Origin of the sequence: Bradyrhizobium sp. 170 (genome assembly GCF_023101085.1) — a bacterium.
Lineage (GTDB): Bacteria > Pseudomonadota > Alphaproteobacteria > Rhizobiales > Xanthobacteraceae > Bradyrhizobium.
Window position 1 is genome coordinate 865,175 of record NZ_CP064703.1, and the last position, 26,128, is coordinate 891,302.

Genomic DNA, 26,128 nt, shown 5'->3' on the forward strand with positions numbered 1-26,128 from the left:
GTCTAAACCGGCTGTACCGGTGGATAGCTAATGTCGTCCGGCCGAAAATCGATGAACAATATTATTCGATAGTAGTGTTCAAAACAATCCTGACGTGCACGATTTTTTGATTCGGTCGGCCAGCCGGCCGCGACCGCGCACGATATGGGGTATCGGGCGCGTTCTCGGCAGGCGTTAATGGCGCGTTTACCGGCGGCGGAACTGGCCGCCGCGCGGCGGCCCGCTACGCGGGGCTCCGGTACTGGGACGCTCGTCCTTGTGACGGAAGATCAGGCGGCCCTTCTCCAGATCGTAGGGCGACATTTCGATCGTGACCCGATCGCCTGCCAGCGTCTTGATCCGGTTCTTCTTCATCTTGCCGGCGGTGTAGGCAACAATCTCGTGTCCGGCATCGAGCTGCACGCGGTAGCGCGCGTCGGGGAGGATTTCGGTCACCAGTCCTTCGAACTGGATCAGCTCTTCTTTAGCCATGGTGGTCTCCAGGTCGATCGAGGCTTAGCGCTGCGGTCGGTGGGTACGGTTGGGTTGAGTATTCGGACGGCTCTCGCGATGCAAGAAGGCGACGCCCTGAATGCCCTCACTTTTCCCGCCTTGGCTCTTGCCGGCCTGCTGCGCCGGACGCGGCTGTTCGTGCCGGTTCGGCTGCGGCGCGGCATTATTACCACCACCGCGGCGGGGACGGCGAGGGCCTTTTGATCCCGGTGCCGATTCATGTCCCCGGGTTTCGTGCCCACGGGATTCGTGTCCCCTGGAGTCATGCCCCCTGGAGTCCTGGGAGCGGGCGGTGTGGGCGCGCGGGGCGGACCGTCCACCCCGGTGCTGCTGTGCAGGGCGCTGCGAGGGGGCCGGCGCGGCGTCGCGGCTGCCGGGCGTCCGCTGGTCTTCCCGCGGCAGCGTGATGCGGATCAGCCGCTCGATGTCGCGCAGATAGCCCATCTCCTCGGCGCCGGCGATCAGCGAGATCGCAACGCCCTCGGCGCCGGCGCGCGCGGTGCGGCCGATGCGGTGGACATAGGTTTCCGGGATGTTGGGCAGATCGAAATTCACCACATGGCTGATGCCGTCGACGTCGATGCCGCGGGCGGCAATGTCGGTGGCGACCAGGGTGCGGATCTCGCCGGTGCGGAACGCCGCCAGCACGCGCTCGCGGTGGTTCTGCGACTTGTTGCCGTGAATGGCGTTGGCGTCGATGCCGGCCTTGGCCAGCGTCTTCACGACCTTGTCGGCGCCGTGCTTGGTGCGGGTAAACACCAGCGCGCGGTCGACCGTCTCCTGCTTGAGGATCTGCGCCAGCACGCCCGATTTGGCCGAGAAATCGACCTGAATGATGCGCTGGGTGATGCGCTCGACGGTCGAGGCCACCGGCGTCACCGCCACGCGGGCGGGGTCGCGCAGCATGGCTTCGGCGAGTTCCGCGATATCCTTCGGCATGGTGGCCGAGAAGAACAGCGTCTGCCGCTTGATCGGCAGCTTGCCGACGATTTTGCGGATGTCGTTGATGAAGCCCATGTCGAGCATGCGGTCGGCTTCGTCGAGCACGAGGAACTCGACCTGGTTAAGCTTCAGCCCGTTGCTCTGGACGAGATCGAGCAGCCGGCCGGGGGTCGCGACCATGACTTCGACGCCCTGCATGACCGAGCGGACCTGACGGCCCATCGGCACGCCGCCGATCGCCAGCGCCGAGCTCAGGCGGATGTGGCGGCCATAGGCGTTGAAGCTGTCGAGAATCTGGCCCGACAATTCGCGGGTGGGCGAGAGCACCAGCACGCGGCAGGTCTTGGGCTGCGGCCGGATGCGGTTTTCCAGAATGCGGTGCAGGATCGGGAGCGCAAAGGCTGCGGTCTTGCCGGTGCCGGTCTGGGCGATGCCGACGACGTCGCGGCCGGTCATTGCGATAGGGACGGTCTGGGCCTGGATGGGCGTGGGTGTGAGGTAATTTTCTTCTTTGAGTGCACGCGAGATGGGATCGGCGAGGCCGAAATCCTGAAAGGAGGTCAAAAGAGGGTTCTTTCCATTAAAAAAGGCAGGCGCCCGGCTTCGATGGCCAGGAGCGCGCGAGGGTGTCTGAGACACCCGCGTGTTAGGGGCGTCGGTTGTGCTAGCTGAAAAGGGGCAAGCCAGAAACCGTTGAACGGGCTCAGAACACGCGGCTCGCAAGGACCTGATGATTCTCTAGGTCACGAGGATCATATGGAGCACAAGCGCGGCGCTTTCAAGGTGAATTCCGCGCGTGTCGTCCGCGCGGTTAAGGAAACCCCTCAGCCAGACCGCTCCTGCCGCGCCCACCAGAAACCCAAACGACCAAAATTCGTGCAAGAAATTTAGCCAAATTGCGACATTTGCACAAAAAATAGATAGTTTGCCGCCAAAGCATACATTTCCGCAGTCTAAAAAATAAGCAAATTTGCCGCCGCTGGTTTCCGCACGCTCGAGATTCCAAAGCGATTATATGGACTTATCCCGTTTTCGACCGATGGCATGGTTCTTGCGATTCCGTTAACGCAGGCGGCCGTGGGGCCGTTCGCAGCGTTTAACGCGTCTGCGTCAGGGAGATGACACCTCATGCTTACTCAATTGACTCACGATATAACGACGATGAGCCGCCGTCGCTGGCTGGCGGCGACTGCCGGCCTGGTTTTGGGTTTGGCCGCATTTTCAAACGCCAAGGCGCAGGAGACCATCAAGGTCGGCGTCCTGCACTCGCTCTCCGGCACCATGGCCATCAGCGAAACCACGCTGAAGGACACCGTTCTCTTCCTAATCGACGAGCAGAACAAGAAGGGCGGCGTGCTCGGCAAGAAGCTCGAGGCCGTCGTCGTCGACCCGGCGTCGAACTGGCCGCTGTTTGCGGAAAAGGCGCGCGAATTGATCACCAAGGACAAGGTCTCGGTCGTATTCGGCTGCTGGACCTCGGTGTCGCGCAAGTCCGTGCTCCCGGTCTTCAAGGAGCTGAACTCGATCCTGTTCTACCCCGTGCAGTACGAGGGCGAGGAGAGCGAGCGCAACGTGTTCTACACCGGCGCTGCGCCGAACCAGCAGGCGATTCCCGCCGTCGACTACCTGATGAAGGACGAGAAGGTGAAGCGCTGGGTGCTGGCCGGCACCGACTACGTCTATCCGCGCACCACCAACAAGATCCTCGAAGCCTACTTGAAGTCGAAGGGCGTCAAGCAGGAAGACATCATGATCAACTACACGCCGTTTGGTCATAGCGACTGGCAGACGATCGTAGCGGACATCAAGAAGTTCGGCTCGGCCGGCAAGAAGACTGCCGTGGTGTCCACCATCAACGGCGACGCCAACGTTCCGTTCTACAAGGAGCTCGGCAACCAGGGCATCAAGGCGACCGACATTCCGGTTGTCGCGTTCTCGGTCGGTGAAGAAGAACTCGCCGGCATCGACACCAAGCCGCTGCTCGGCCATCTTGCCGCCTGGAACTACTTCCAGTCGATCAAGGACCCGGCCAACGAGAAGTTCATCAAGGCCTGGCAGGCCTACACCAAGAATCCGAAGCGCGTGACCAACGATCCGATGGAAGCACACGTCATCGGCTTCGAAATGTGGGTCAAGGCGGTCGAGAAGGTGAAGTCGACCGACGCCGACAAGGTGATCGACGCGCTGCCCGGCATCGAAGCCAAGAACCTGACCGGCGGCACCTCCAAGATGCTGCCGAACCATCACATCACCAAGCCTGTGTTCATTGGCGAAATCAAAGCCAACGGCCAGTTCGACGTGGTGTGGAAGACCCCGGGCCTGGTGGCCGGCGATGCATGGTCGAAGGAGCTCGACGGCTCCAAGGACCTGATCGGCGACTGGGTCGGCAAGAAGTGCGGCAACTACAACACCAAGACCAACAAGTGCGGCGGTCAGGGCTCCTGATCTCCTCCTAACTAGAAAAAACTTCCAAGAGAACTACCAAGCGAGACGGAGAAGGCGGCGCTGCCGCCGCCTTCTCCTCACACTCCTGCCGGGGTCGTAATTGTGTCTGCCAATTTCCTCGACCGTTTTCGCGCGGTTCTGCTCGCAATCCTCCTGACCGCAGCCTTCGCCGCGCCGGCGCTGGCGGGTCCGTTCGAGGATGCGGTCGCCAAATTCGCCAATGACGATTTTTCCGATACCGACGAGGCGATCGGCGCGGTCGCGACTTCGGGCAATCCGCTGGCCTTTCCCATCATCAGCGCGCTGCAGGAAGGCCGGCTGTCGGCCGATCCGGAATCCAAGAAAGTTTTCGTGACAGGGAGCGACGGCAAGATCATCGATGCCGCCACCGGCGCCGCCGTCGACAAGCTGCCGGATAGCGCGGCTGCCGTTCGCCTCAACAACCGCCTGCGCCGCACCGTGGAGGCGGCCCTTGGCGGCCTGACGCTGCTGTCGCCCGATCCCGCCAAGCGGATTGCGGCCGCGCAGTCGGTCTTCAAGAGCCATGAGGAGAGCGCGCTTGCCGTCATCGACGGCGCGCTCGCCAAGGAAACCCATAAGGGCGCCAAGGCGGCCTTCACCGAGGCCCGCGCGGCGATCCTGCTCTACAAGGCGGATGCGACCGAGGTGGAAAAACTCGAAGCCGTCGCCATCGTCAAGGCGCGCGGCGACCAGGAGGCGATGGCGCTATTGACCGGATTGAGCGGCGACGTGCCGCCCAATGTCGCGCGCGCCACGGCCAGCGCGATCGCTTCGATCCAGAGCAATCTCGCGATGTGGTCGATGGTGCAGAACGCCTGGTACGGCCTGTCGCTGGGTTCGGTGCTGCTGCTCGCGGCGATTGGGCTGGCGATCACCTTCGGCGTCATGGGCGTCATCAACATGGCCCATGGCGAGATGGTCATGATCGGCGCCTACACCACCTTCGTGGTGCAGGAAGTCATCCGCACCCGCTATCCCGGCCTGTTCGATTATTCGCTGCTGATCGCGGTGCCGCTCGCCTTCCTGGTTGCCGGCGCAATCGGCGTCCTGATCGAGCGCGGCATCATCCGCTTTCTCTACGGTCGCCCGCTGGAAACGCTGCTCGCGACCTGGGGCCTCTCGCTGGTGCTGCAGCAGGCGGTGCGCACCATGTTCGGCCCGACCAACCGCGAGGTCGGCAACCCCTCCTGGATGAGCGGCGCGTTCGAACTCGGGCAGATCACCATCACCTATAACCGGCTCTGGATCCTCTGCTTCACGCTCGCCGTGTTCGCCATCCTGCTCGCCATGCTGCGCTACACGGCGCTCGGGCTCGAGATGCGCGCGGTCACTCAAAATCGCCGCATGGCGGCCTCGATGGGCATTGCGACTTCGCGTGTCGATGCTCTGACCTTTGGCCTCGGCTCGGGCATTGCCGGGATCGCCGGCGTGGCGCTGTCGCAGATCGACAATGTCAGTCCCAATCTCGGCCAGAGCTACATCATCGACAGCTTCATGGTGGTCGTGTTCGGCGGTGTCGGCAATCTCTGGGGCACGCTGGTCGGCGCCTTCACGCTCGGCATCGCCAACAAGTTCCTGGAGCCGGTGGCGGGCGCCGTCCTCGGCAAGATCGCCATTCTGGTGCTGATCATCCTGTTCATCCAGAAGCGGCCGCGCGGCCTGTTCGCGCTCAAGGGCCGGGCGGTGGAAGCATGACGCCGCACGTGCTGACGCGCTCGCTCGATCGCAGCGCCACCATCTTCCTGGTCGTCGTCGCAGCCCTCGGCGTGCTGATCCCGCTGTCGAACCTGCTGTTGCCGGCGGGCTCGATGTTCCAGGTGCCGACCTATCTGGTCGCGCTGTTCGGCAAATACGCCTGCTACGCCATTCTCGCGCTCTCGATCGATTTGATCTGGGGCTATTGTGGCATTCTCTCGCTCGGCCATGGCGCGTTCTTCGCGCTCGGTGGTTACGCCATGGGCATGTACCTGATGCGCCAGATCGGCAGCCGCGGCGTCTACGGCAACCCGATCCTGCCCGACTTCATGGTGTTCCTGAACTATCCAGGCCTGCCATGGTACTGGTACGGTTTTGACATGTTCTGGTTCGCGGCCTTGATGGTGCTGGTGGTGCCCGGCCTCTTGGCGTTCTGCTTCGGCTGGCTGGCGTTCCGCTCTCGCGTCACCGGCGTCTATCTCTCCATCATCACGCAGGCGATGACCTACGCGCTGCTGCTGGCGTTCTTCCGCAACGATTTCGGTTTTGGCGGCAATAACGGCCTGACCGACTTCAAGGATATTCTTGGCTTCAATGTCCAGGCCGACGGCACCCGCGCCGCCCTGTTCGCGCTGAGTTGTCTCGCGCTGATCCTGGCGTTCCTGATCTGCCGCGCGGTGGTGACCTCGAAACTCGGCAAGGTCCTGATTGCGATCCGCGACGCCGAATCCCGCACGCGCTTCCTCGGCTATCGCGTGGAGTCCTACAAGCTGTTCGTGTTCACGCTGTCGGCCTGCATGGCCGGCGTCGCCGGCGCACTCTATGTGCCGCAGGTCGGCATCATCAATCCCGGCGAATTCGCTCCGGGCAATTCGATCGAGGCGGTGATCTGGGTCGCGGTCGGCGGCCGCGGCACGCTGGTCGGTGCCGCGCTCGGCGCCGTCGTCGTCAATTATGCGAAGACCGTCTTCACATCGGGTCCGCTGGCGCCGTATTGGCTGTTCATGCTGGGCGCGCTGTTCATCCTGGTGACGCTGCTGCTGCCGAAGGGGATCATCGGCACCTTCAACGCGTGGTGGGAGGGGCGGAAGGCCAAACAAATGACTGCCAACGCCGAAAGCGCCGATCTCGAAGACGGCGTCGGCGAACCGAAGCCGGCGGAGTGAGCGCATGAGTGTCATGGAAGGAAGGACCACTTCCGCGCTGCTCTATCTCGACGGCGTGCATGTCTCGTTCGACGGCTTTCACGCCATCAACAATCTGTCGCTGACGCTCGAGCCCGGCGAGATGCGCGCCATCATCGGGCCGAACGGCGCCGGCAAGACCACGATGATGGACATCATCACCGGCAAGACCAAGCCCGACGAGGGCACGGTGCTGTTCGACGGCATGACCGACCTGACGCGGCTTGATGAGACCCGCATTGCCGAACTCGGCATCGGCCGCAAGTTCCAGAAGCCGACGGTATTCGAGAGCCAGACCATCGAGGACAATCTCCTGCTGGCGCTCAATATCGATCACAGCGTCAAGGGCACGCTGTTCTGGCGTGGCAGCAGAGACGAAGCCGAGCGGATCGACCGCGTGCTGGAAACCATCCGCCTGACGGATGCGCGCAACAGATTGGCAGGCAGCCTCTCGCACGGCCAGAAGCAATGGCTAGAGATCGGCATGCTGCTGGCGCAGGATCCGAAACTTCTGCTGGTCGACGAGCCGGTCGCCGGGATGACCGACGTCGAGACGCACCAGACCGCGGAGCTGCTCAAGGAAATCAACAAGGAAAAGACGGTCATGGTCGTCGAGCACGACATGACCTTCGTCCGCGAACTCGGCGTCAAGGTCACCTGCCTGCACGAGGGCACGGTGCTGGCGGAAGGGACCATCGATCAGGTCTCGTCGAACGAGCGGGTGATCGAAGTGTATCTGGGGCGCTGATCCATGCTGAAGGTCGACAATATCAGCCTTTACTACGGCGCAGCGCAGGCGCTGCGCGGCGTCTCGTTGTCCGCAGAGCCGGGCAAGGTGACATGCGTGCTCGGCCGCAACGGCGTCGGCAAGACCTCGCTCTTGCGCGCGATGGTCGGCCAGTACCCGATCGCGGGCGGGTCGATCACGCTCGATGGCAACGACATCACCGGCCTGAAACCTTACGAGCGCGCACGGCGCGGCATCGGCTTCGTGCCGCAGGGCCGCGAGATCTTTCCGCTGCTGACGGTGGAGGAAAATCTCAAGACCGGTTTTGGCCCGCTCAAGCGCGACGACCGCCATATCCCCGACGACGTGTTCTCGCTGTTTCCGGTGCTGAGTACGATGCTGGGCCGGCGCGGCGGCGACCTCTCCGGCGGACAACAACAACAATTGGCGATCGGCCGCGCGCTGGTGATGCGGCCGAAATTGTTGCTGCTCGACGAGCCGACCGAAGGCATCCAGCCGTCGATCATCAAGGACATCGGCCGCGCCATCACGTACTTGCGCAGCCTCGGCAACATGGCGATCGTGCTGGTCGAACAATATCTCGACTTTGCCTGCGAGCTCGGCGACAATTTCGCGGTCATGGATCGCGGCGCGGTGAAATATGCCTGCGACCGCGCCAACCTCGACCCGGCCGAGATCAGCCGCCAGATGGCGCTGTAACGTCGCTGGTTCGATTGCGGCTCCATAACGCCGTTTGGGGGATGGATGCGGACCGATATGGCGCGCGGCGCTTCAGCAACATTCGCGGCTAACCGCGCCCAGGGCGCGGTGCGGTTTGGCGTACATGTCAAGGACGGCGCCACCCGCCGCGGCGATCTGCATGAATCCGGCTCGCTGCGCGTGCGTTTTCCTTCCCCTGAGCAAGAGGGGCTGTCGGGCGTGTTCGTCAACACCGCCGGCGGCATCGCCGGCGGCGACCGCTTCGATATCGATATCGCGGCAGGCGAGGGATCGCGGCTGACGCTGACGACGGCGGCGGCCGAGAAGGTCTATCGCGCGGCCGGTCCCGCCGCGCAGCTCAATATCGCGCTGAAGGCGGAGAGGGGCGCGCATCTCGCCTGGCTGCCGCAGGAAACCATCCTGTTCGACCGGGCGCGGATTATCAGGCGCATCGATATCGAGCTTGCGGACGACGCGTCGCTTCTGCTCTGCGAAATCGTGGTGTTCGGCCGCGCGGCGATGGGCGAAAAGATGCTGCACGGCGAGTTCGTCGACCGCTGGCGCCTGCGCCGCGGCGGAAAGCTCGTGTTCGCCGAAACCATCCGGCTCGACGGCGACATCGGCGAGAAGTTGGCGCGGCCGGCCATTGCGAAGGGCGGCGTCGCCATCGGTACCGCACTGATCGTGCCCGGTGACGAGGCGCTGGTGGAGCGAATTCGCGAGGCGTCGGAAACGTTCGGCGGCGAGGTCGGCATCTCCGCGTGGAATGGATTTGCAATGGCCCGTTTCTGTGCCCAAGATGCGGCCCGGCTCCGCGCCGATATGATGGCTGTGCTCGGCCGCGCCAGCGGCGTGGCGCTCCCAAGGCTTTGGCTAAATTAGAGGCTATGGCTCAACTAGGTCTTCAACCACCCGAGTGCCCGCATGAATCTCTCTCCCCGCGAAAAGGACAAGCTCTTGATCTCGATGGCGGCCATGGTGGCCCGCCGCAGGCTCGAGCGCGGCGTCAAGCTCAACCACCCCGAGGCGATCGCCATCATCTCCGACTTCATCGTCGAGGGCGCCCGCGACGGCCGCACCGTCGCTGAGCTGATGCAATCAGGCGCGCAGGTCATCACCCGCGCGCAATGCATGGACGGCATCCCGGAGATGATCCACGACATCCAGGTCGAGGCGACGTTCCCTGATGGGACGAAGCTCGTCACCGTGCATGAGCCGATCCGGTGAGCAGGGCGAAGCTCTCTAGTTTTTCGTCATGCCCGGGCTTGACCCGGGCATCCACGTCCTTTGACCCGCGAGCTAAGACGTGGATGGCCGGGCATAGGCGAGCGGAAGCGACGCCGTCCTTCAGACGGCTATGCCCGGCCATGACGCAGCAAAGTGTTGTGAGGTAAAAAATGATCCCCGGCGAACTCTTCATCAAGGACGGCGAGATCGAACTCAATGCCGGCCGCAAGACGGTGACACTCACAGTCGCCAACACCGGCGACCGCCCGATCCAGGTCGGCTCGCACTACCATTTCCTCGAGACCAATCCGGCCTTGAAATTCGATCGTAAAAAGGCCCGCGGCATGCGGCTCGATATCGCCGCCGGCACCGCGGTGCGCTTCGAACCCGGCCAGACCCGCGACGTGCAACTCGTCGCGCTCGCCGGCAAACGCGTCATCTACGGTTTTCGCGGCGAGGTGCAGGGGAAACTCTGAGCAAGGTTGCAATAGCGGTGGAAGCAAAAGGTCAAATCGAAATCGGGGTCGTACTCCAGGGCGGCGGCGCGCTTGGGGCCTACGAGTACGGTGCGATGGACGCGCTGCTCGAGCTGATGGACGAAATCGAAGCCAATGGCAGGGCAGTGCGGCTGGTGACGGTCACCGGCGTCTCGATCGGAGCGATCAACGCGGCGTGCGTTGTCGGTGCCAAAAATCGAACCGATGCGCGCAGGCGCCTGAAGTCCCTTTGGGACGCACTCTCGCTGGAGGCCACGCACTACTGGTGGGCTATTGCAAAGAACGATTTCGCGCTGTTCGGCGTGGACGGGTTCTATGAGCCGCGCCGCGATGTCTGGAGTTTCCTCGGCTGGACGAATTTTTACGATACGCGTCCGATGCTTGAGACTCTGAAAGAGCATGTGGACTTCGATTTGTTGAACGCCAGCGAGACGGCTTTCGTGATCACGGCGGTCAATCGATCGTCGGGCGAATTAATCCGCTTTCGGAATCATCCTCATAAAGGGGAAACGAAGAAGATCGAGCCGTCTCATGTGTTGGCGAGCGGCAGCCTGCCGCCGGCGTTTCCGGCAACGACAATCGGCAACGGTGATTTCTGGGACGGCGGCATCATCGACAATACGCCGCTTGGCGATGCGATCGATGCGTTTTCCGGATCTGATGATGTTGACCGTATTCTCATCGTGATGAATCTGTTCCGGAAGGAACGTGCGCCGCCGAAGGATATGATCGAGGTAAACGATCGCCTGAACGAGCTGCGCTATGGAAACCGGCTCCGCCAGGACCGGCAGAACGCGCATACCGTCAACGAGCTGTTGCAGACGATCGAACAGCTGGCGGCGCTGGTTCCCGCAGGTTCGATGGATCAACACCTCGAGGCGCGTGTATATGGCGCTAGCCGCTACAAGGTGCTTGACGCAATCACCGACATCGATCTGGCCGACCCCGTTCTGATGAAGGAAGCCGGCTTGTCGCCGAGGTCGGAAGAGTCGGGCAGCTTTCGCGATTTTTCCAAGACAGGCATCGAGCGGCGTCGTGAGGCCGGATACAAAATTGCGCAATTGAAGTTGCGAGAATTGTTCAGAAAACAAGGCCTGTTGCAGGCGACCCACTGACCAGGAGTTCTCATGTCGTTCAAGATGAAACGTTCCGTCTATGCCGACATGTTCGGGCCGACGACCGGCGATAAGGTGCGGCTGGCCGACACCGATCTCATCATCGAGGTCGAAAAGGATTTCACCACTTATGGCGAGGAGGTGAAGTTCGGTGGCGGCAAGGTGATCCGCGACGGCATGGGGCAGTCGCAGGTCACCAACAGGCAAGGCGCGGCCGATACCGTCATCACCAATGCGCTGATCGTCGATCACTGGGGCATCGTGAAGGCCGACGTCGCGATCAAGGAGGGCATGATCGCTGCGATCGGCAAGGCCGGTAATCCCGACATCCAGCCCGGCGTCACCATCGTGATCGGTCCCGGCACGGACATCATCGCGGGCGAGGGCAAGATCCTCACCGCCGGCGGTTTCGACAGCCACATTCATTTCATCTGCCCGCAGCAGATCGAGCACGCGCTGATGTCTGGCGTCACCTCGATGCTGGGCGGCGGCACCGGGCCGTCGCACGGCTCCTTTGCGACCACCTGCACGCCCGGGCCGTGGCACATGGGGCGGATGATCCAGTCGTTCGACGCCTTCCCGGTCAATCTCGGCATTTCGGGCAAGGGCAACGCGGCGCGCCCCGCCGCGCTGGTCGAAATGATCAAGGGCGGCGCCTGTGCGCTGAAGCTGCACGAGGACTGGGGCACCACGCCGGCCGCGATCGACAACTGCCTCAGCGTTGCCGATGATTACGACGTCCAGGTGATGCTGCATTCGGACACGCTGAACGAATCCGGCTTCGTCGAGGACACGGTAAAGGCCTTCAAGGGCCGCACCATCCATGCCTTCCATACCGAAGGTGCGGGTGGCGGCCATGCGCCTGACATCATCAAGATCGCCGGCTTGAAGAACGTATTGCCGTCCTCGACCAATCCGACGCGGCCGTTCACCCGCAACACCATCGACGAGCATCTGGACATGCTGATGGTGTGCCACCATCTCGATCCGTCGATTGCGGAAGACCTCGCGTTTGCCGAAAGCCGTATCCGCAAGGAGACCATCGCGGCGGAAGACATTTTGCACGACCTCGGCGCGCTCTCGATGATGTCATCGGACTCGCAGGCGATGGGCCGGCTCGGTGAAGTCATCATCCGCACCTGGCAGACCGCCGACAAGATGAAAAAACAAAGAGGCGCGCTGCCCGAGGACAAGGGCAACGACAATGACAATTTCCGCGTCAAGCGCTACATTTCGAAATACACCATCAACCCGTCGATCGCACACGGCGTCTCGAAGCTGATCGGCTCGGTAGAGAAGGGCAAGCTCGCCGACCTCGTACTGTGGTCGCCGGCCTTCTTTGGCGTGAAACCCGATTGCATCATCAAGGGTGGCTCGATCGTGGCGGCGCCGATGGGCGATCCGAACGCGTCGATCCCGACGCCGCAGCCCGTGCATTACCAGCCGATGTTCGCCGCCTACGGCAAATCGCTGACGGCGTCTTCCGTCGTGTTCACCTCGAAGGCCGCCATCACAGGCGGGCTGGCGCGCAAGCTCGGCATCGAAAAGAAGCTCTACCCCGTGAAAAACACCCGCGGCGGCATCTCCAAGAAGAGCATGATCCATAACGGCGCCACGCCGAAAATCGAGGTGGACGCCGAGACCTATGAGGTGCGCGCAGACGGCGAGCTTCTGACATGCGCGCCGGCGGAGGTTCTGCCCATGGCGCAGAGGTATTTCATGTTCTAAGGTCCATCCCGGAACTTGAGCCAGAACAAAAGTCCGGGAGAATCCAGTGATTTACGTCGTTGCCACGCTGACCGTGAAGCCTGAAACACGCGCCGAATTCATCGCCGCCGCCACCGCCTGCATCAAGGAAACCCGGAAAGAGCCGGGCAACATCGCCTACGACCTGCACGAAAGCGTCACCGATCCCTCGAAAATGGTGTTCGTCGAGCAGTGGGAAAATGCCGAGGCGCTGGTGCCGCATCGTGGCGCCGAACACATGAAGACCTTCGGCCGCGTCGCCGTGAAATGCATGTCGGCGCCGCCGAAGATCGAAGTCATCACTCCCGAAAAGGTCGACGTCCGCTAATCAAGAAAAGCAAGGGATAAACTCATGATCTACGTCATCGCCACCACGCCGATGAAGCCGGAAAACAAGGACGACTTCATCAAGGGGCACAAGGCCTGTACCGCCGAAACGCTCAAGGAGAAGGGCTGTATCTCCTATGAAGGCCATGTCAGCGTGAACAATCCCAATCTGTATGTGGTGGTCGAGCGCTGGGAGACCCGCGACGATCTCAATGCGCATGGCCGCGCGCCGCACATGAAAGTCTGGCGGGAGTATTCCTCGCAGATGAAGACGGCGCCGACGGTGATCGAAATCATCAGCGACGGCAAGGTGGAGAAATTTTAGTGCGTATTGAGCAGGTGATATGATCCGCGCGACCAAAGTCCTGGGCCAGCATCGCTGGACGCACGCCGCCGCCGATACCGTCGTGCTCGATTTCGACGACCGGCACCGGCGGCGGATGGCGATGACGGGGACGCGCGGGCTGGAATTCCTGCTCGACCTGGAAAACGCCGTGGCGCTGCGCGGCGGCGACGCGCTGGTGCTGGAGGACGGTCGGCTGATCGAGGTGGTCGCGGCCGCCGAGCCCCTGATCGAGATCAGGGGCGCCGATCCGCTGCACCTGGTTCGCATCGCCTGGCATCTCGGCAACCGCCATCTGCCGACGCAGATCATGCCAAAAGGCCTGCGGATTCGCAGGGATCACGTCATCGAGGCGATGGTGAAGGGGCTGGGTGCGCGCATCATCGAGATCGAGGCGCCGTTCGATCCCGAGGGCGGCGCGTATGCGCAGGCGGCGCATGATCACGCCGCGCATGATCATGACCATCATCATCACGACGATCACGATCACCACGGTGATCACGATCACCACGGTGATCACGATCATCACGGTAATCCCGATCACCACCACGGTGATCACGACCACCATCACCATGACGAACATTGCGACCACGATCATCACCACCACGATCACTCCCATGCTCATGACCACAAGTGAGCCCGCGCCGGCCGACGCGAGCAGCGGAATGAATGCGGATGAGGCGGCGGCGCTGTATCGGTTGATGACCTGGCTGTCGCCATCCTTTCCGGTCGGCGCGTTCTCCTATTCCAGCGGCATCGAATGGGCGGTGGAGGCGGGTGACATCACGGACGCCGCATCGCTGCGCGACTGGCTGGCCGCGATGCTCGGCGATGGCTCGGGCTTCTGCGATGCGGTGTTTCTGGCGCAGGTGCATCGCGCCGCATCCGCGCAGGACGACGTCGCCTTGCGCGAGATTGCCGAACTCGCGGCCGCTCTTGTGCCCTCGCGCGAGCGCCAGCTCGAGACCTCGACGCAGGGCCGCGCCTTCATCGAGATCGCGCGCTCCGCCTGGGCCTGCGACGGGCTCGACGGCATGGTCGCCGCTTGCGGCCGCAGCATGGTCTATCCCGTCGCGGTCGGGCTCGTCAGCGCGGGCCACGCCGTTCCGCTTGAGCCGGCGCTGCACGCTTTCCTGCACGCCGTGGTGTCGAACTGGATTTCCGCCGGCGCGCGGCTGGTCCCGCTCGGGCAAACCGACAGCCAGCGCATTCTCGCAGGCCTCGAAGCCGATGTCGCCGCCACCGCGAAGCGCGCGCTGGAGGCGTCGCTCGACGATCTCGGCAGCGCCACCTTCCGCGCCGACCTCGCCAGCCTGCGCCATGAGACGCAGTATACGCGGCTGTTCCGGTCATGATGGGGTATACTCTTTCGTCGTCCCTGCGAACGCAGGGACCCATAGCCACCGGCCTTGGTTGTTGCGAAGGACGTCGACCATCCTGCCGCATTGCTAGATCACGCGGTATGGGTCCCTGCGTTCGCAGGGACGACGATAGACGAGGGAATGTTCGACATGTCTAAATCTCACGGTCCGCTCCGCATCGGCGTCGGCGGCCCCGTCGGCTCCGGCAAGACCGCGCTGATGGACCTGCTCTGCAAGTCGATGCGCGAGCGCTATGACATCGCCGCGATCACCAACGACATCTACACCAAATGGGATGCGGAGTTCCTGGTGCGCTCGGGCTCGCTGACGCCGGACCGCATCGCCGGCGTCGAGACCGGCGGCTGCCCGCACACCGCGATCCGCGAGGACGCCTCGATGAATCTCGCAGCGGTCGCCGACATGCGCGCGAAATTCCCTGATCTCGATCTGGTGCTGATCGAATCCGGCGGCGACAATCTCGCCGCGACGTTTTCGCCCGAACTCGCCGATCTCACGATCTACGTGATCGACGTCGCCGCCGGCGACAAGATCCCCTCCAAGGGCGGGCCGGGCATCACCCGCTCGGACCTGCTCGTGATCAACAAGATCGACCTCGCGCCGCATGTGGGGGCGTCGCTCGAGAAGATGGAGCTTGATGCGAAAAGGATGCGGGGCGAGCGGCCGTTCGTGATGACTAACTTAAAGAAGAGCGAGGGGCTCGATCGCATCATCGGCTTCATCGAGACCAAGGGCGGCCTGCGCCCGGCGACGAAGGCCAAGGCCGGGTAGGGCGAGATAGACGGCCAAAGATAACGGTCAAGATAAACGGGCCGGGCCAGGCGGGGCGAGCAAGCGACCGGAAAAGCGGTCAGGCCAGCGGCCCGGGTGGGCGGGGCGTTAACATTAATATTCGGTCCGCCGACGCAGCCCTCGGATTTGCCCGTCCTCGCTGGAACCAAATCGGCACTGTCAGATTATCAACCTCTGGCCCCGCCAAATCAGCGTTAACGGCGGCCGTGTCGTTTACCTCGCTGCCACCTGTCAGTTGCGTGCTGATGAGCGCTCCGTCATATTCGCCGCGGTTGGCCTTCGCGCTATTGCCATGTGCCTCTGCCCCGGCAGACCCAAAGATGCTTCCGATACGTCTTCGCCAATACGTCATTTCCGAGTAAGCGAGTGATTCGGCTGGGCTTCATTATCGGCTTTATCGCGCTGATCGGAGTTCTGCTCTCCGGTCTCGCGGCCTATCGCGTTCACGAACAGGAACTGGCGATCGACGGCATCGCGCTGTCCCGCGCCATCGACGTCCATGCCAGCCTGGTGCAGGACCGGTTGACCGAGCGCGAATTGCTCGCACGCGTTGCATCCGGATTGTTCCGCGCACCTTCGGTGGTGAAAGCCAACATGCTGCAGCCGCTGCGCGCGGCGATCTATGCCTTCAAGACCGATTTCGTGATCGCGTCCTGGATCGCGCGGCTCAAGCCAGGCGAACTGGCCGCGGCGCAGGCGGAGCTGAAGAGCGCCGGCTTCACCAACCCGACGATCAGGGATTTCAACGATCGGCCGCTCGACATCAAGACGATCGACAAGCCGCTCGACGTCCTGATGGACCTCGAACCGCGCAGCGCGGATACGCTGGGCTTTCCGGGCCGCGCCTATGACCGTCACTCGGTGATCGAGCCGATGCTGGCGAAGGCGGCGGAGACCGGCAAGCCGGTGGCGTCGGACCCGATTCCGCTCCTGAGGCAGAGCGGGCAGATCGGCATCGTGCTTGCCTCCGCCCTTCTGAAGGAAGGTACTGCGGAGCCCCTGGGCTTCGTCACCTTTTCCTACGAGTTGGCGCCCTTGATGCTGACCAACGACGACCGCTCGCTGTTTTCGGTGGTGCTGAAAGACCCCGATGACGCCAGCGACGAATATGTCGCCAACGACCAGGGCGCCATCACCTTGCGACCGGTCAAGCAGGGCGATCCGTTGCCGTCGGTGGTGCGGACGGTAACGTTCGGCGGCCGCGACTGGTCGCTCGCCTACTATGCCAAGAACAATGCCGTTCAGCGCGCGCAGCAAACGGCGATCATCGTGGCGGCCATCGGCTTCGCGCTTACCGGCATTGTCTGCGGCCTGTTCGGCTACGTCGCCTACAACAACCTGCGGCTCAGCCGCGAGATCCAGGTCCGGATCGGTTTCGAGCGGCGGTTGACCGCCGTCATCGACGAGCTCAACCACCGGGTCAAGAACATCCTCGCCGTGATCCAGTCGATCGTGACGCGCACGCTGCGCCACGGCTCCGACATGGACGTGTCGCGCGAGCTCCTGATCGGCCGCATCCATGCGATGTCGAACGTGGTGACGTTGCTCAGCGAAAGCCAGTGGCAGGGCGTCAAGCTCAAGGGCCTGTTTGAATCGCGCGCGATCCCGCATGCCGACCGCATCGTCGTCAACGGCCCGGATATCTCCGTCAGCGCGCGCGCCGCGCAGTCGCTCTCGCTGTTGTTCTTCGAACTTGCGTCGCATTCCGACGAGGGCCTGTCGCTGGTCGGCAAGCACCCACACATCGTCGCCAACTGGGAAGTCACGGGCGAGGAGCCGGATACGATCTTTCATTTTCGCTGGGAAGAGTTCAACACCAGCGCGGCAACGCGGCGGGAAGACAGTGATTTCGGCCTCATCCTGCTCGACCGTGTCGCGCCGGAAGCGCTCGGCGGCACCGCGAAGCGCTATTTCACCGAAGTGAGCTACGTCTACGAACTCACCGCGCCGATGGAAACCGTCGTCGACATGACCGAGCGCGACCGCACCGAGCAGATTTCCGCACCGGTGCGGTAGAGTGCTCTCTCCGCTGTCGTCCCTGCCTAGTGCGCAATTGCGCACGGGCGCAGGGACCCATACCGCGTGATCCATCGAGGAAGCGCGGCAGCTAACGCTCTGCGTCAATCAACTAGCGTTGCAGGCTGTTGAAGCGAAGCCGTCCCGCGGCGTGCCCTTCACACCGGCCGCGGCGTATGGGTCCCTGCGCCCGTGCGCAATTGCGCACTAGGCAGGGACGACGGCTTCGAGGGAGATGCATCTGGAACTCGTCCGCACTTTCCCGCATTAATCCGCATCAATCTGCGACGGAGGAGTTCGTCATGGGACGTTACCTGCTGTTGTGGCTGCTCGGTGTGCCGATTCCGATTCTGGTCTTGATCTGCGCCTTCGGCGGCTTGAACTGAATTCGCAAACCGACGTAGCCCGGATGGAGCGAAGCGCAATCCGGGGCGGTCTATGCCGTGGGAGTCCCGGGTTACGCTGCGCTTCACCCGGGCTGCGAAGCTGCCACGAAAAAAAGGCGGCCCGATCGGGCCGCCTTTCCATGTCATTTCGATAGCGTCATCAGCCGCCGTTGCCGCCGATCACCGCGCGCACGGTCTCGTCGGGTCCGAAATCCTCGGCGCCATCGACATAGAGCAGCGCCGAGAGTTTCGAGCGCGCGCGGTTGACGCGGCTCTTGATGGTGCCGACCGCGCAGCCGCAGATGGCGGCGGCGTCCTCATAGGAGAAGCCGGAGGCGCCGACCAGGATCAACGCTTCGCGCTGGTCCTGCGGCAGCTTGTCGAGCGCGGTACGAAACTCCTCGAACTCCAGATGCGCATTTTGCGCCGGCTGGGTCTTCAGGGTCTTCGCGTAATTGCCCTCGGCGTCCTCCACCTCGCGCCGCCGCTTCCGGTAGTCCGAGCGGAACAGGTTGCGCAGGATGGTGAACAGCCAGGCCGGCAGGTTCGAGCCGGGCTGGAACGAGTCGATGTTGGCAATGGCGCGCAGCAACGTTTCCTGAACCAGGTCGTCCGCACGGTCGCCATTGCCAGAGAGCGAGATCGCGAACGCGCGCAGGCTGGGTACCGACGCCAAAATGTCGTCGCGAAGAGAGTCGGTGAGAGGCATTAGTCCCTCCCGTCATTTTTTGCTGGGTCGTCGATTTGGGCCGCCGCCGCCTCCGGCCCATCGAGCTTCCGGATCAGCTCTGCAAAGCGGTCCGGCACGCCTTGTCGGACCACGTCGTCGTACATGGCGCGGAGCTGGTGCCCGATCCTGGATTGAATCTCGGCGTTGAGCCCGCCCTGCTTCTTTACTTCCTTCATGGTCTGATCCACGCTTCCCCGAGAGTTAAGTCTCTGTGGTTTCAAGAGGTTACCTCGAAATTGGGCCTAGCCGCCGCGTTAAAGGTCAAAGGCTAATGCGAATATGTGCGGAAGGTTCCGAATTTTGGGAACTTTTTCTGGAACTTTTTTGCCCCCCGCGAGTAATCGGGGTGACAGGGGAACCGGGGTCCCCCCGCCGAAACTAAAATTGACGCCCGACGCGGCGCTTTAAGGTTACGTCCGCCCGGCTGAGACCCTAAGTAAGATGGCCAAGCCTACGGCCTAAGATAAGGATGAAATGGGGATGTCCCGATCACAGCTCGTTGCTGAACATCTGCCGCTGTTGCGGCGCTATGCCCGTGCGCTGACCGGAAACCAGGCCTCGGGCGATGCCTATGTGGGTGCCATGCTGGAGGCCCTGCTGCAGGATGGCTCGCTACTGGACGAACGGCATGGCCCGCGCGCCGGGCTGTTCAAGCTTTTCACCCAGATCTGGAACTCGGTCTCGCTCAACGATAACCCCGACGTCGCGACGCTGGCGCTACCGCCGGAGCGGAGGTTGTCGAACATCACGCCGCTGCCGCGGCAGGCCTTCCTGCTGCTCTCGCTCGAAGGCTTCTCCGAGGAAGAGGTGGCGTTCATTCTAAATACCGACATCGCCGAGACCCGCCAGTTGACGGACGCCGCCGGCCGCGAGATGGCGGCGGAAATCGCCACCGACGTCCTGATCATCGAGGACGAGACCTTCATCGCGATGGACCTCGAAAGCCTCGTGAAGAACCTCGGCCACAACGTGATCGGCGTCGCCCGCACCCATGCCGATGCGGTGGCGCTCGCCAAGAACAAGAAGCCCGGCCTGATCCTCGCCGACATCCAGCTCGCCGACGGTTCGTCGGGCCTGGATGCGGTCAACGAGCTGTTGAAGGTGTTCGAGGTGCCGGTGGTGTTCATCACCGCTTACCCCGAGCGCTTCCTGACTGGCGAACGCCCCGAGCCGGCGTTCCTGATCTCGAAGCCGTTCCAGCCTGCGATGGTCTCCGCCGTCGCCAGTCAGGCGCTGTTCTTCCAGCGCAACTCGCGTAACCGCGCCCCGCGGGCGGCCGCGGGCTGATCGAAGCTTTTTAGTGTAGAGTTTGGAATGATCCGGCGCGCTTCCCACTGCGCGCCGGATTTTTTGTGGGGCCAACCTGCTACGGTCCTCCTGGCGACGAACCTCTTGATGATGTGGAGTAGGGATCGATGAGTGTCGGGCTGATCGGCCTTCTCGACGATATCGCTGGTATCGCCAAGGTAGCTGCAGCTTCCCTCGATGATGTGGCCAGCCAGGCCGCCAAGGCGGGCGCGAAGGCGGCAGGCGTCGTGATCGACGATACCGCGGTTACGCCCGGTTATGTGATCGGATTCGAGCCGAAGCGCGAGCTTCCCATTGTGGGCAAGATCGCGGCGGGATCGCTGCGCAACAAGCTCTTGGTCCTGCTCCCCGCGGCCCTGGTGCTGAGCTACTTCCTTCCCTGGACGATTACGCCGCTGCTGATGCTGGGCGGGGCCTACCTCTGCTACGAAGGGGCGGAAAAGGTGCTCGAGGCCGTCATGCCCCATCATGCCCATCAGCATGAGGCCCAGCTCGGCACCGTGGCGTTGAACGCTCAGTCGGTCGAAGACGAGAAGATCGCAAGCGCTATCAAGACCGACTTCATCCTGTCGGCAGAGATCATGGCGATCACGCTGGCGGCTCTCCCGGTGGGGAGCATCTGGAAGCAGGCGCTTGTGCTGGCGGTCGTGGCTATCGGAATCACCGTCGCCGTGTATGGCGTGGTCGCGCTGATCGTGAAGGCCGACGATGTCGGTGTGGCGCTGGCGCGGAGCGATCGCGCCTCGGCCATGGGCCGCGCGCTCGGACGCGGCATCGTCCGCGGCATGCCCGTGCTTCTGAAGATTCTCAGCGTGGTCGGCACTGCCGCCATGATCTGGGTTGGCGGCGGCATCATCCTGCATGGCCTCGAGGTCTACGGTCCGCCGGCAATCCACCATGCCGTCAAAGCCGCTGCCGAGGCTGTGGCCCACGCATTCCCGCCGCTTGCCGCGATCCTCGAATGGGCGGTCGAGGCAGCCATATCCGGCGTGATAGGCCTGCTGGTCGGCGCCGCATCGATTCCGGTCGTCGGATTTGTCTTTGCGCCTGCATGGAAACTGTTGAAGAGTTTTCTGCAGGGCGGCCGGAAAGGGTCCTAGGCGGGACTCGCCGGCATTGCAGCTTCGCTGGCTCTGGCAGGCATAGCTTTAGCCACACGCTCCACGTGCTGACGTCAGCAGTGAGATCGACCGCGGTGCAACAAGCAGCGGTAAATCCGCCGGAGCGCAAAAGCGCCACGCCGCAGCAGCCTGCCGGCGCTTGCTGCGGCCAGAAAGCAAGATGACAATTTGGCAGGATGGTGGCAGACTTGGTTTCGAGACCAGGCGCGGCAAGAAAAAACGAAGAAATAGGTTCGCCAAGGTCTACGTCGTCAAAGGGAGGAGAGGGCTCATGAAACGCTTGTTTCTGGGACTACTCGCTGCTGCCCTGATGGCATCGGCGTTTGTCGGATCTACCACTGCAGTCATGGCGCAGACGAAGGTGCTGAAGATGCAGGCCACGTGGCCGGCATCGCTCACGCTCTATGATAACTTCACCTACTTCGCGGAGCGGGTGAACAAGCTATCGGCCGGCACGCTGAAGATCGAAACGATGCCCGCCGGTCAGGTCGTGCCGGCCTTCGAGGTGCTGGACGCGACCCACAAGAAGGTGCTCGACGGATCGCATGCGTGGGCCGGCTACTGGACCGGCAAGAACAAGACCGCGATCCTGTTCACCGGTGGTCCCGGCGGCACCTTCGGCATGGACTACATGGACGTGATGGGCTGGTTCTATCATGGCGGTGGCCTCGATCTTTACAACGAGTTCTATCAGAAGGAGCTCAAGCTCAACGTCGTCGTGTTCCCCATCCTGCCTGCAGGGCCGCAGGCTTTCGGCTGGTTCAAGAAGCCGATCCAGACGATCGAGGACATGAAGGGCATGAAATGCCGCCAGACCGGCATGGCCGGCGAAGTCTGGCAGGCGCTCGGCTTCACGGTGGTCAACATGCCGGGCGGCGAGATCATTCCCTCCGCGCAGCGCGGCGTGATCGATTGCGCGGAATGGGTCGGCGGCATCGAGGACATGCAGCTCGGCTTCCACAACGTCTGGAAGTACCACTATTCGCCCGGCTTGCACGAGAACGTGACGGTCGGCGAAATCGTGATCAACGGCGATGTGTGGAAGGAGCTCACTCCGCAGCACCAGGAGATCATCAAGTCGGCGGCCAACGAGACATTCCTCGTCTGGTGGACCAAGTGGCAGCGCCAGAACGCCGATGCGCTGATTGAGATGCAGCAGAAGCACGGCGTACAGATTCTGCGCACGCCGACCGAAATCCTGCTGGCCTTCATCAAGAAGTGGGACGAGATCGCGGCGGCCGAGGGCGCCAGGAACCCGTTCTTCAAGAAGGTGCACGACTCGCAGAAGGCCTATGCCAGCGCTGTGGTGCCGTACAAGCGATCCTATTTCCCGCCATACTCCTTCATGGCGAACTACTACTTCCCGGTCGAGAAATAGGACTTCGTCCGAGGGCGGCCGGTTCGGCCGCCCCTCCATTCGCGCGCGCGGCCTGCGTCACGCCAAAGGCGAGCCGCACGAACGGTGGGCGGTAGGGGGAGGGATGGTTGAGATAACAGACAGGCAGTCGCCGGCGCTGCTGGCCATAATCCGGGTCATCGACGGTTTCACGGATCGGACCGGCACGATCATCTCGTGGCTGTCGGTGCCGCTGGTTCTGGCTGTCGCTTACGAGGTTGGAGCGCGCTACCTGTTCAACGCGCCGACCATATGGGCCTACGACGCAACCTACATGCTCTACGGCTCGCTGTTCATGCTCGGCGCCGCTTACGCGCTGCACAAGGGCGCTCACATCCGCACCGACTTCTTCTGGGAGAAGTTCTCCATCCGCAGGAAGGGCTTGATCGACACGATCTCCTACATTGTCTTCTTCTTCCCGAGCCTGATCATGCTGTTGCTGATCAGCTGGAACGAGTTTCATTACTCGTGGCAGATCAACGAGATGTCGGACCAGACGCCGTGGCGGCCGGTGCTGTGGCCGTTCAAGTTCGTCGTGCCGCTCGCCTGCCTCTTGCTGCTGATCCAGGGCGTGTCCGAGCTGATCAAGAGCATCTACATGGTGCGCACCGGCGTCGAGCTCGAGCACAAGGAGAAGGTCGAGATATGACCGCAGAAGCGCTCATCGGCCTCATCATGCTCCTGGTGCTGCTCGGAGCAATTTTCATCGGCGTGCCGATCTCGTTCACGCTGCTGTTTCTCGCCTTTGCGTTCGGTTACCTCGGCATGGGCGCGACGGTCTTCGACCTTGCCTACTTCCAGACCATCGGGCTGATGAAGGAAGAACTCCTTGCCGCCGTGCCGCTGTTCATCTTCATGGGCTTCATCACCGAGCAGGCGGGGCTCATGGAGCGCCTTTTTACGGCGTTCCGCATGCTGCTTGCGCCGGTGCGCGGCGCGCTCTTCCTCGTCGTCATCCTGACCTCGACCGTGTTCGCGATGGCGACGGGCATCGTCGGCGCAGCCGTCACCGTTCTTGGCATCATGGCCTCGCCGATCATGACCAAGGCGGGTTATGACGCCAAGCTTTCAGCGGGCACCATCACTGCGGGCGGCACCCTCGGCATTCTCATTCCCCCGTCGGTAATGCTGATCGTGATGGGGCCGGTGCTCGGGGTGTCGGTCGCTGATCTCTATGCTGCAGCCTTCGGGCCGGGCTTCCTGCTGGCCGGCATGTACATCGCCTATCTGATGGGCCGTGCCTTCATGAACCCCAAGCTCGGGCCGCCGGTGCCGATGGACGAACGCATCCACTCGGCGGCGTACATTGCGCGCGAGGTGATCGTCGGCACGCTGCCCCTGCTCGGGCTCATCACGGCGACGCTCGGCTCGATCATCGGGGGCCTTGCGACGCCGACGGAGGCGGCCGGCATCGGCAGCGTCGGCGCGCTGATCCTGGCCATCGCCTATGGCAGATTCTCGCTCGGCGGACTGCAACGAGCGCTGATCTCGACGATGGCGACGTCGAGCATGGTCCTGCTGCTGGCGGTCACGTCGAACATTTTCGGTGCGGTATTCGCCCGCCTAGGCTCCGCAAACTGGATCACCGAGACGATGCTCGGCCTCCAGTTGCCGCCCAGCCTCATGCTGATTGTCGTGCTGTTGCTCATTTTCCTGTTGGGTTGGCCGTTTGAGTGGCCAGCCATCATCCTGGTGTTCCTGCCGATCTTCTATCCGGTCGTGAAGGGCATGGGTATCGACCTCATATGGTTCGGAGCATTGGTTGCGGTGGTGCTGCAGACCGCCTTCCTGTCGCCGCCGGTCGCCATGTCGGCGTACTATCTCAGGCAGGTAGTCAAGGGCTGGAGTCTCGCGACGATTTACGCCGGCATGTTCCAGTTCATGATCCTGCAGGTGATCTGCGTTGGGCTGATGATCGCCTTCCCCGGCATTGCGACCTGGTTCCCGCACACGCTGCACGAGGCATCCCGCAGTCAGGTGATCCCCGAGGCGCACAGGAAAATCCTGGAACAGCAGAAGCTGGCGCCGTCCCTGGAAGACGACGACTGGCTGACGCCGAAAAAGAAGTAGGCCGATTGACTAGGCCCTGGGCGCAGCTCGTCCGGCCCTTCACACCAGATCGCGAATGGTGTGGAAAATCGAAAGTTGAAATGGCGGCGGTCCCGTTCGGCCACCCGTTCAGTCCGCATATCCTCTACGAAAAGACCTCCCGCGCTTTGGCTCCAGGCTTGCTCAGTGGTGGCCAGCCTGAGACCGGACAACAGCAGCTCGCGTTGGCCGGATCGCCGTACAAGCCAACTATAAACCTTCGTATAGCCGGCCCATCCGTTTCGATGTCGGCAACTTACCTCGGTACAATTGAGCATGGCGCGCGAGGAGCTTAACGTCGTCACGTCGAGGCAGGATGTACATCATCGAATTGCCTGCGCATCGTCGATCTCTCCTCCCGGTCGTCGGCGCCGCCTGCCTCGTCACCTCGGTCTTCGTTCGCGCGCGACGATCAGTGACCTCGCAAAATGATTTCTGATTGAATGCGCCATGTGAACCAGTTCACCTCCGGATCGCGACGCCGGCGCTATCATTAACTCTGCTGATTCACCGCCGACACCGGCGATTGTCGGCGTTATCGAGTTCGCGGCCAGGCACCTCCCCCTGGCTCGGGCCACCAGCCTCAAGAGCTGGTCGGACTTATCCGGCGCGCGCCATCTGCGCGCCGGATTTTTTACGCGCAAGAGCCATGCGAGCGCTGGCCATGGAGCCGCGGGTTCCCAGCTGCTAAGCAACCGGAATGGATGCGGCGCGGCGCGGCAAATGGATCGGCTTTCTCTGCCTTGGCGTCACGACCTCGACCGGCATGCTGCTGGTCCCCCTGATCGGCGTGATCTCGGCGGCCCTGATTCTGGGCGAGCCGCTTGGCATGCGCGAAGTCGTCGCGATGGTGCTGACTCTCGGCGGCGTGACGCTGGCGCTGCAGAAGGCATAAGGTGGCGCTGGTCCTGCTCAGCAGCCGCGGCAGATACTGTTCACCTTTGCCCTCAGCCTCGACTGTTCCTGTTCCCAGGAGCCAGACTGTCCAGGCCGGAGACGGTAGTCAAATTCGATCGCTAACCTCAGACGATCCTCTTTCAGGTTCGGCGGAGGCATCGGAAACGACTCGGTACGTTCGAGAATTGCCAGGCTTTCTTCATCGAGCGCGCGATTGCCCGCGCTTTCTGCCAACCAGTGAGAAACCAGCTTACCCTGACGGTCGAGCACGAACCCGACCTTGGCTGCACCCAACTGGCCCGCTGCTAGCGGTGGATAGCGCGTATTGCTCTTTAGTCGAATGTGGATCTGCTTGTGCCACTCTTTGATGTCGTTGGTCTCTGCGTGCACGGGTAGCGAGACAACCATGAGCAGAGCAATCAAAACAATCCGGCGCAACATAGGCAAAACCTGCGATTCCAAGCGGCCGGATCATATTCGCGTTGAGGTTGATTGCAAGGTGTGTCGGTCCTGGCTCTCTGGCTTTCCGGCATT

Annotated in this window: 26 protein-coding genes and 1 pseudogene; 22 read left to right on the forward strand and 5 right to left on the reverse strand. The window is 62.6% G+C overall.

Going from position 1 to position 26,128, the window contains the following annotated elements:
* Positions 1 to 186 precede the first annotated feature (186 nt).
* Positions 187 to 471 carry a translation initiation factor IF-1 gene (infA, locus tag IVB05_RS04065; protein WP_057853167.1) on the reverse strand — a complete coding sequence of 95 codons (285 nt, stop codon included), beginning with the start codon at positions 469 to 471 and terminating at the stop codon, positions 187 to 189.
* A gap of 24 nt (positions 472 to 495) precedes the next feature.
* Positions 496 to 1,998: a DEAD/DEAH box helicase gene (locus tag IVB05_RS04070; RefSeq protein ID WP_247783177.1), complete on the reverse strand. Its 1,503-nt coding sequence runs from the start codon at positions 1,996 to 1,998 to the stop codon at positions 496 to 498.
* 564 nt (positions 1,999 to 2,562) lie between these two features.
* On the opposite strand from IVB05_RS04070, the gene urtA reads away from it, so the two are divergent.
* The 16 genes from urtA to IVB05_RS04150 all read left to right on the forward strand — a co-directional run bounded on the left by urtA (position 2,563) and on the right by IVB05_RS04150 (position 17,668).
* Positions 2,563 to 3,879 carry an urea ABC transporter substrate-binding protein gene (gene urtA, locus IVB05_RS04075; RefSeq protein ID WP_247783178.1) on the forward strand — a complete coding sequence of 439 codons (1,317 nt, stop codon included), beginning with the start codon at positions 2,563 to 2,565 and terminating at the stop codon, positions 3,877 to 3,879.
* A 102-nt stretch (positions 3,880 to 3,981) separates the two neighbouring features.
* A complete protein-coding gene (urtB, locus tag IVB05_RS04080; RefSeq protein WP_247783179.1) occupies positions 3,982 to 5,595 on the forward strand; it encodes an urea ABC transporter permease subunit UrtB in 1,614 nt (537 codons plus the stop codon).
* A complete protein-coding gene (gene urtC / locus IVB05_RS04085; protein WP_247783180.1) occupies positions 5,592 to 6,761 on the forward strand; it encodes an urea ABC transporter permease subunit UrtC in 1,170 nt (389 codons plus the stop codon). Before urtB ends, urtC begins: the two co-directional genes overlap by 4 nt.
* Positions 6,762 to 6,765: 4 nt before the next feature.
* Positions 6,766 to 7,527 (forward strand): urea ABC transporter ATP-binding protein UrtD, encoded by a 762-nt coding sequence (gene urtD, locus IVB05_RS04090; protein WP_247783181.1) that lies wholly within the window; start codon positions 6,766 to 6,768, stop codon positions 7,525 to 7,527.
* 3 nt (positions 7,528 to 7,530) lie between these two features.
* On the forward strand, positions 7,531 to 8,226 hold the full coding sequence (gene urtE / locus IVB05_RS04095; protein WP_247783182.1) for an urea ABC transporter ATP-binding subunit UrtE: 696 nt from the start codon (positions 7,531 to 7,533) through the stop codon (positions 8,224 to 8,226).
* A 45-nt stretch (positions 8,227 to 8,271) separates the two neighbouring features.
* Entirely contained in the window at positions 8,272 to 9,108 is an 837-nt protein-coding gene (locus IVB05_RS04100; RefSeq protein ID WP_247783183.1) for an urease accessory protein UreD, read from the forward strand.
* 42 nt (positions 9,109 to 9,150) lie between these two features.
* Positions 9,151 to 9,453, forward strand: a complete 303-nt coding sequence (locus IVB05_RS04105; protein WP_025588283.1) for an urease subunit gamma — start codon at positions 9,151 to 9,153, stop codon at positions 9,451 to 9,453.
* A gap of 170 nt (positions 9,454 to 9,623) precedes the next feature.
* Complete coding sequence (locus IVB05_RS04110) at positions 9,624 to 9,929, forward strand: urease subunit beta (RefSeq protein ID WP_247783184.1); 306 nt, start codon at positions 9,624 to 9,626, stop codon at positions 9,927 to 9,929.
* 17 nt (positions 9,930 to 9,946) lie between these two features.
* On the forward strand, positions 9,947 to 11,065 hold the full coding sequence (locus tag IVB05_RS04115; RefSeq protein WP_247783185.1) for a patatin-like phospholipase family protein: 1,119 nt from the start codon (positions 9,947 to 9,949) through the stop codon (positions 11,063 to 11,065).
* A gap of 12 nt (positions 11,066 to 11,077) precedes the next feature.
* Positions 11,078 to 12,793: an urease subunit alpha gene (gene ureC, locus IVB05_RS04120; protein WP_247783186.1), complete on the forward strand. Its 1,716-nt coding sequence runs from the start codon at positions 11,078 to 11,080 to the stop codon at positions 12,791 to 12,793.
* Between the two features lie 46 nt (positions 12,794 to 12,839).
* Positions 12,840 to 13,139 (forward strand): putative quinol monooxygenase, encoded by a 300-nt coding sequence (locus tag IVB05_RS04125; protein ID WP_247519404.1) that lies wholly within the window; start codon positions 12,840 to 12,842, stop codon positions 13,137 to 13,139.
* A gap of 24 nt (positions 13,140 to 13,163) precedes the next feature.
* On the forward strand, positions 13,164 to 13,463 hold the full coding sequence (locus IVB05_RS04130; protein WP_247519403.1) for a putative quinol monooxygenase: 300 nt from the start codon (positions 13,164 to 13,166) through the stop codon (positions 13,461 to 13,463).
* Between the two features lie 19 nt (positions 13,464 to 13,482).
* Positions 13,483 to 14,118 carry an urease accessory protein UreE gene (gene ureE, locus IVB05_RS04135; protein ID WP_247783187.1) on the forward strand — a complete coding sequence of 212 codons (636 nt, stop codon included), beginning with the start codon at positions 13,483 to 13,485 and terminating at the stop codon, positions 14,116 to 14,118.
* Complete coding sequence (locus IVB05_RS04140; RefSeq protein WP_247786582.1) at positions 14,099 to 14,836, forward strand: urease accessory protein UreF; 738 nt, start codon at positions 14,099 to 14,101, stop codon at positions 14,834 to 14,836. Before ureE ends, IVB05_RS04140 begins: the two co-directional genes overlap by 20 nt.
* Before the next feature lie 156 nt (positions 14,837 to 14,992).
* Positions 14,993 to 15,631, forward strand: a complete 639-nt coding sequence (ureG, locus tag IVB05_RS04145; RefSeq protein ID WP_247783188.1) for an urease accessory protein UreG — start codon at positions 14,993 to 14,995, stop codon at positions 15,629 to 15,631.
* A gap of 387 nt (positions 15,632 to 16,018) precedes the next feature.
* The gene (locus IVB05_RS04150; RefSeq protein ID WP_247783189.1) at positions 16,019 to 17,668 is read left to right on the forward strand and encodes an HWE histidine kinase domain-containing protein; all 1,650 of its coding nucleotides are present in this window, start codon (positions 16,019 to 16,021) and stop codon (positions 17,666 to 17,668) included.
* A 546-nt stretch (positions 17,669 to 18,214) separates the two neighbouring features.
* On the opposite strand, the gene IVB05_RS04155 is transcribed toward IVB05_RS04150, so the two are convergent.
* Both IVB05_RS04155 and IVB05_RS04160 read right to left on the reverse strand, forming a co-directional pair.
* Positions 18,215 to 18,763 carry a sigma-70 family RNA polymerase sigma factor gene (locus IVB05_RS04155; RefSeq protein WP_108514290.1) on the reverse strand — a complete coding sequence of 183 codons (549 nt, stop codon included), beginning with the start codon at positions 18,761 to 18,763 and terminating at the stop codon, positions 18,215 to 18,217.
* Positions 18,763 to 18,960 (reverse strand): NepR family anti-sigma factor, encoded by a 198-nt coding sequence (locus tag IVB05_RS04160; protein WP_108514289.1) that lies wholly within the window; start codon positions 18,958 to 18,960, stop codon positions 18,763 to 18,765. The genes IVB05_RS04155 and IVB05_RS04160 overlap by 1 nt, the downstream gene beginning before the upstream one ends.
* A 304-nt stretch (positions 18,961 to 19,264) precedes the next feature.
* Here IVB05_RS04160 and IVB05_RS04165 point away from each other — a divergent pair, with 304 nt between their 5' ends.
* From IVB05_RS04165 to IVB05_RS04190, 6 genes and pseudogenes are all read left to right on the forward strand, one after another.
* Entirely contained in the window at positions 19,265 to 20,071 is an 807-nt protein-coding gene (locus IVB05_RS04165) for a response regulator (RefSeq protein WP_247783190.1), read from the forward strand.
* Between the two features lie 128 nt (positions 20,072 to 20,199).
* Positions 20,200 to 21,192 carry a DUF808 domain-containing protein gene (locus IVB05_RS04170; protein WP_247783191.1) on the forward strand — a complete coding sequence of 331 codons (993 nt, stop codon included), beginning with the start codon at positions 20,200 to 20,202 and terminating at the stop codon, positions 21,190 to 21,192.
* 292 nt (positions 21,193 to 21,484) lie between these two features.
* Positions 21,485 to 22,591, forward strand: a complete 1,107-nt coding sequence (locus IVB05_RS04175) for a TRAP transporter substrate-binding protein (protein WP_247783192.1) — start codon at positions 21,485 to 21,487, stop codon at positions 22,589 to 22,591.
* Positions 22,592 to 22,694: 103 nt separating this feature from the next.
* Positions 22,695 to 23,258: a TRAP transporter small permease subunit gene (locus IVB05_RS04180; RefSeq protein WP_247783193.1), complete on the forward strand. Its 564-nt coding sequence runs from the start codon at positions 22,695 to 22,697 to the stop codon at positions 23,256 to 23,258.
* Positions 23,255 to 24,679, forward strand: a complete 1,425-nt coding sequence (locus IVB05_RS04185) for a TRAP transporter large permease subunit (protein WP_247783194.1) — start codon at positions 23,255 to 23,257, stop codon at positions 24,677 to 24,679. Before IVB05_RS04180 ends, IVB05_RS04185 begins: the two co-directional genes overlap by 4 nt.
* 775 nt (positions 24,680 to 25,454) lie before the next feature.
* Positions 25,455 to 25,592, forward strand: a pseudogene (locus IVB05_RS04190) (EamA family transporter); the annotation flags it as partial.
* 17 nt (positions 25,593 to 25,609) lie between these two features.
* Here the strand turns inward: IVB05_RS04190 and IVB05_RS04195 are convergent.
* Entirely contained in the window at positions 25,610 to 26,056 is a 447-nt protein-coding gene (locus tag IVB05_RS04195) for a TonB family protein (protein WP_247783196.1), read from the reverse strand.
* Positions 26,057 to 26,128: the final 72 nt, after the last annotated feature.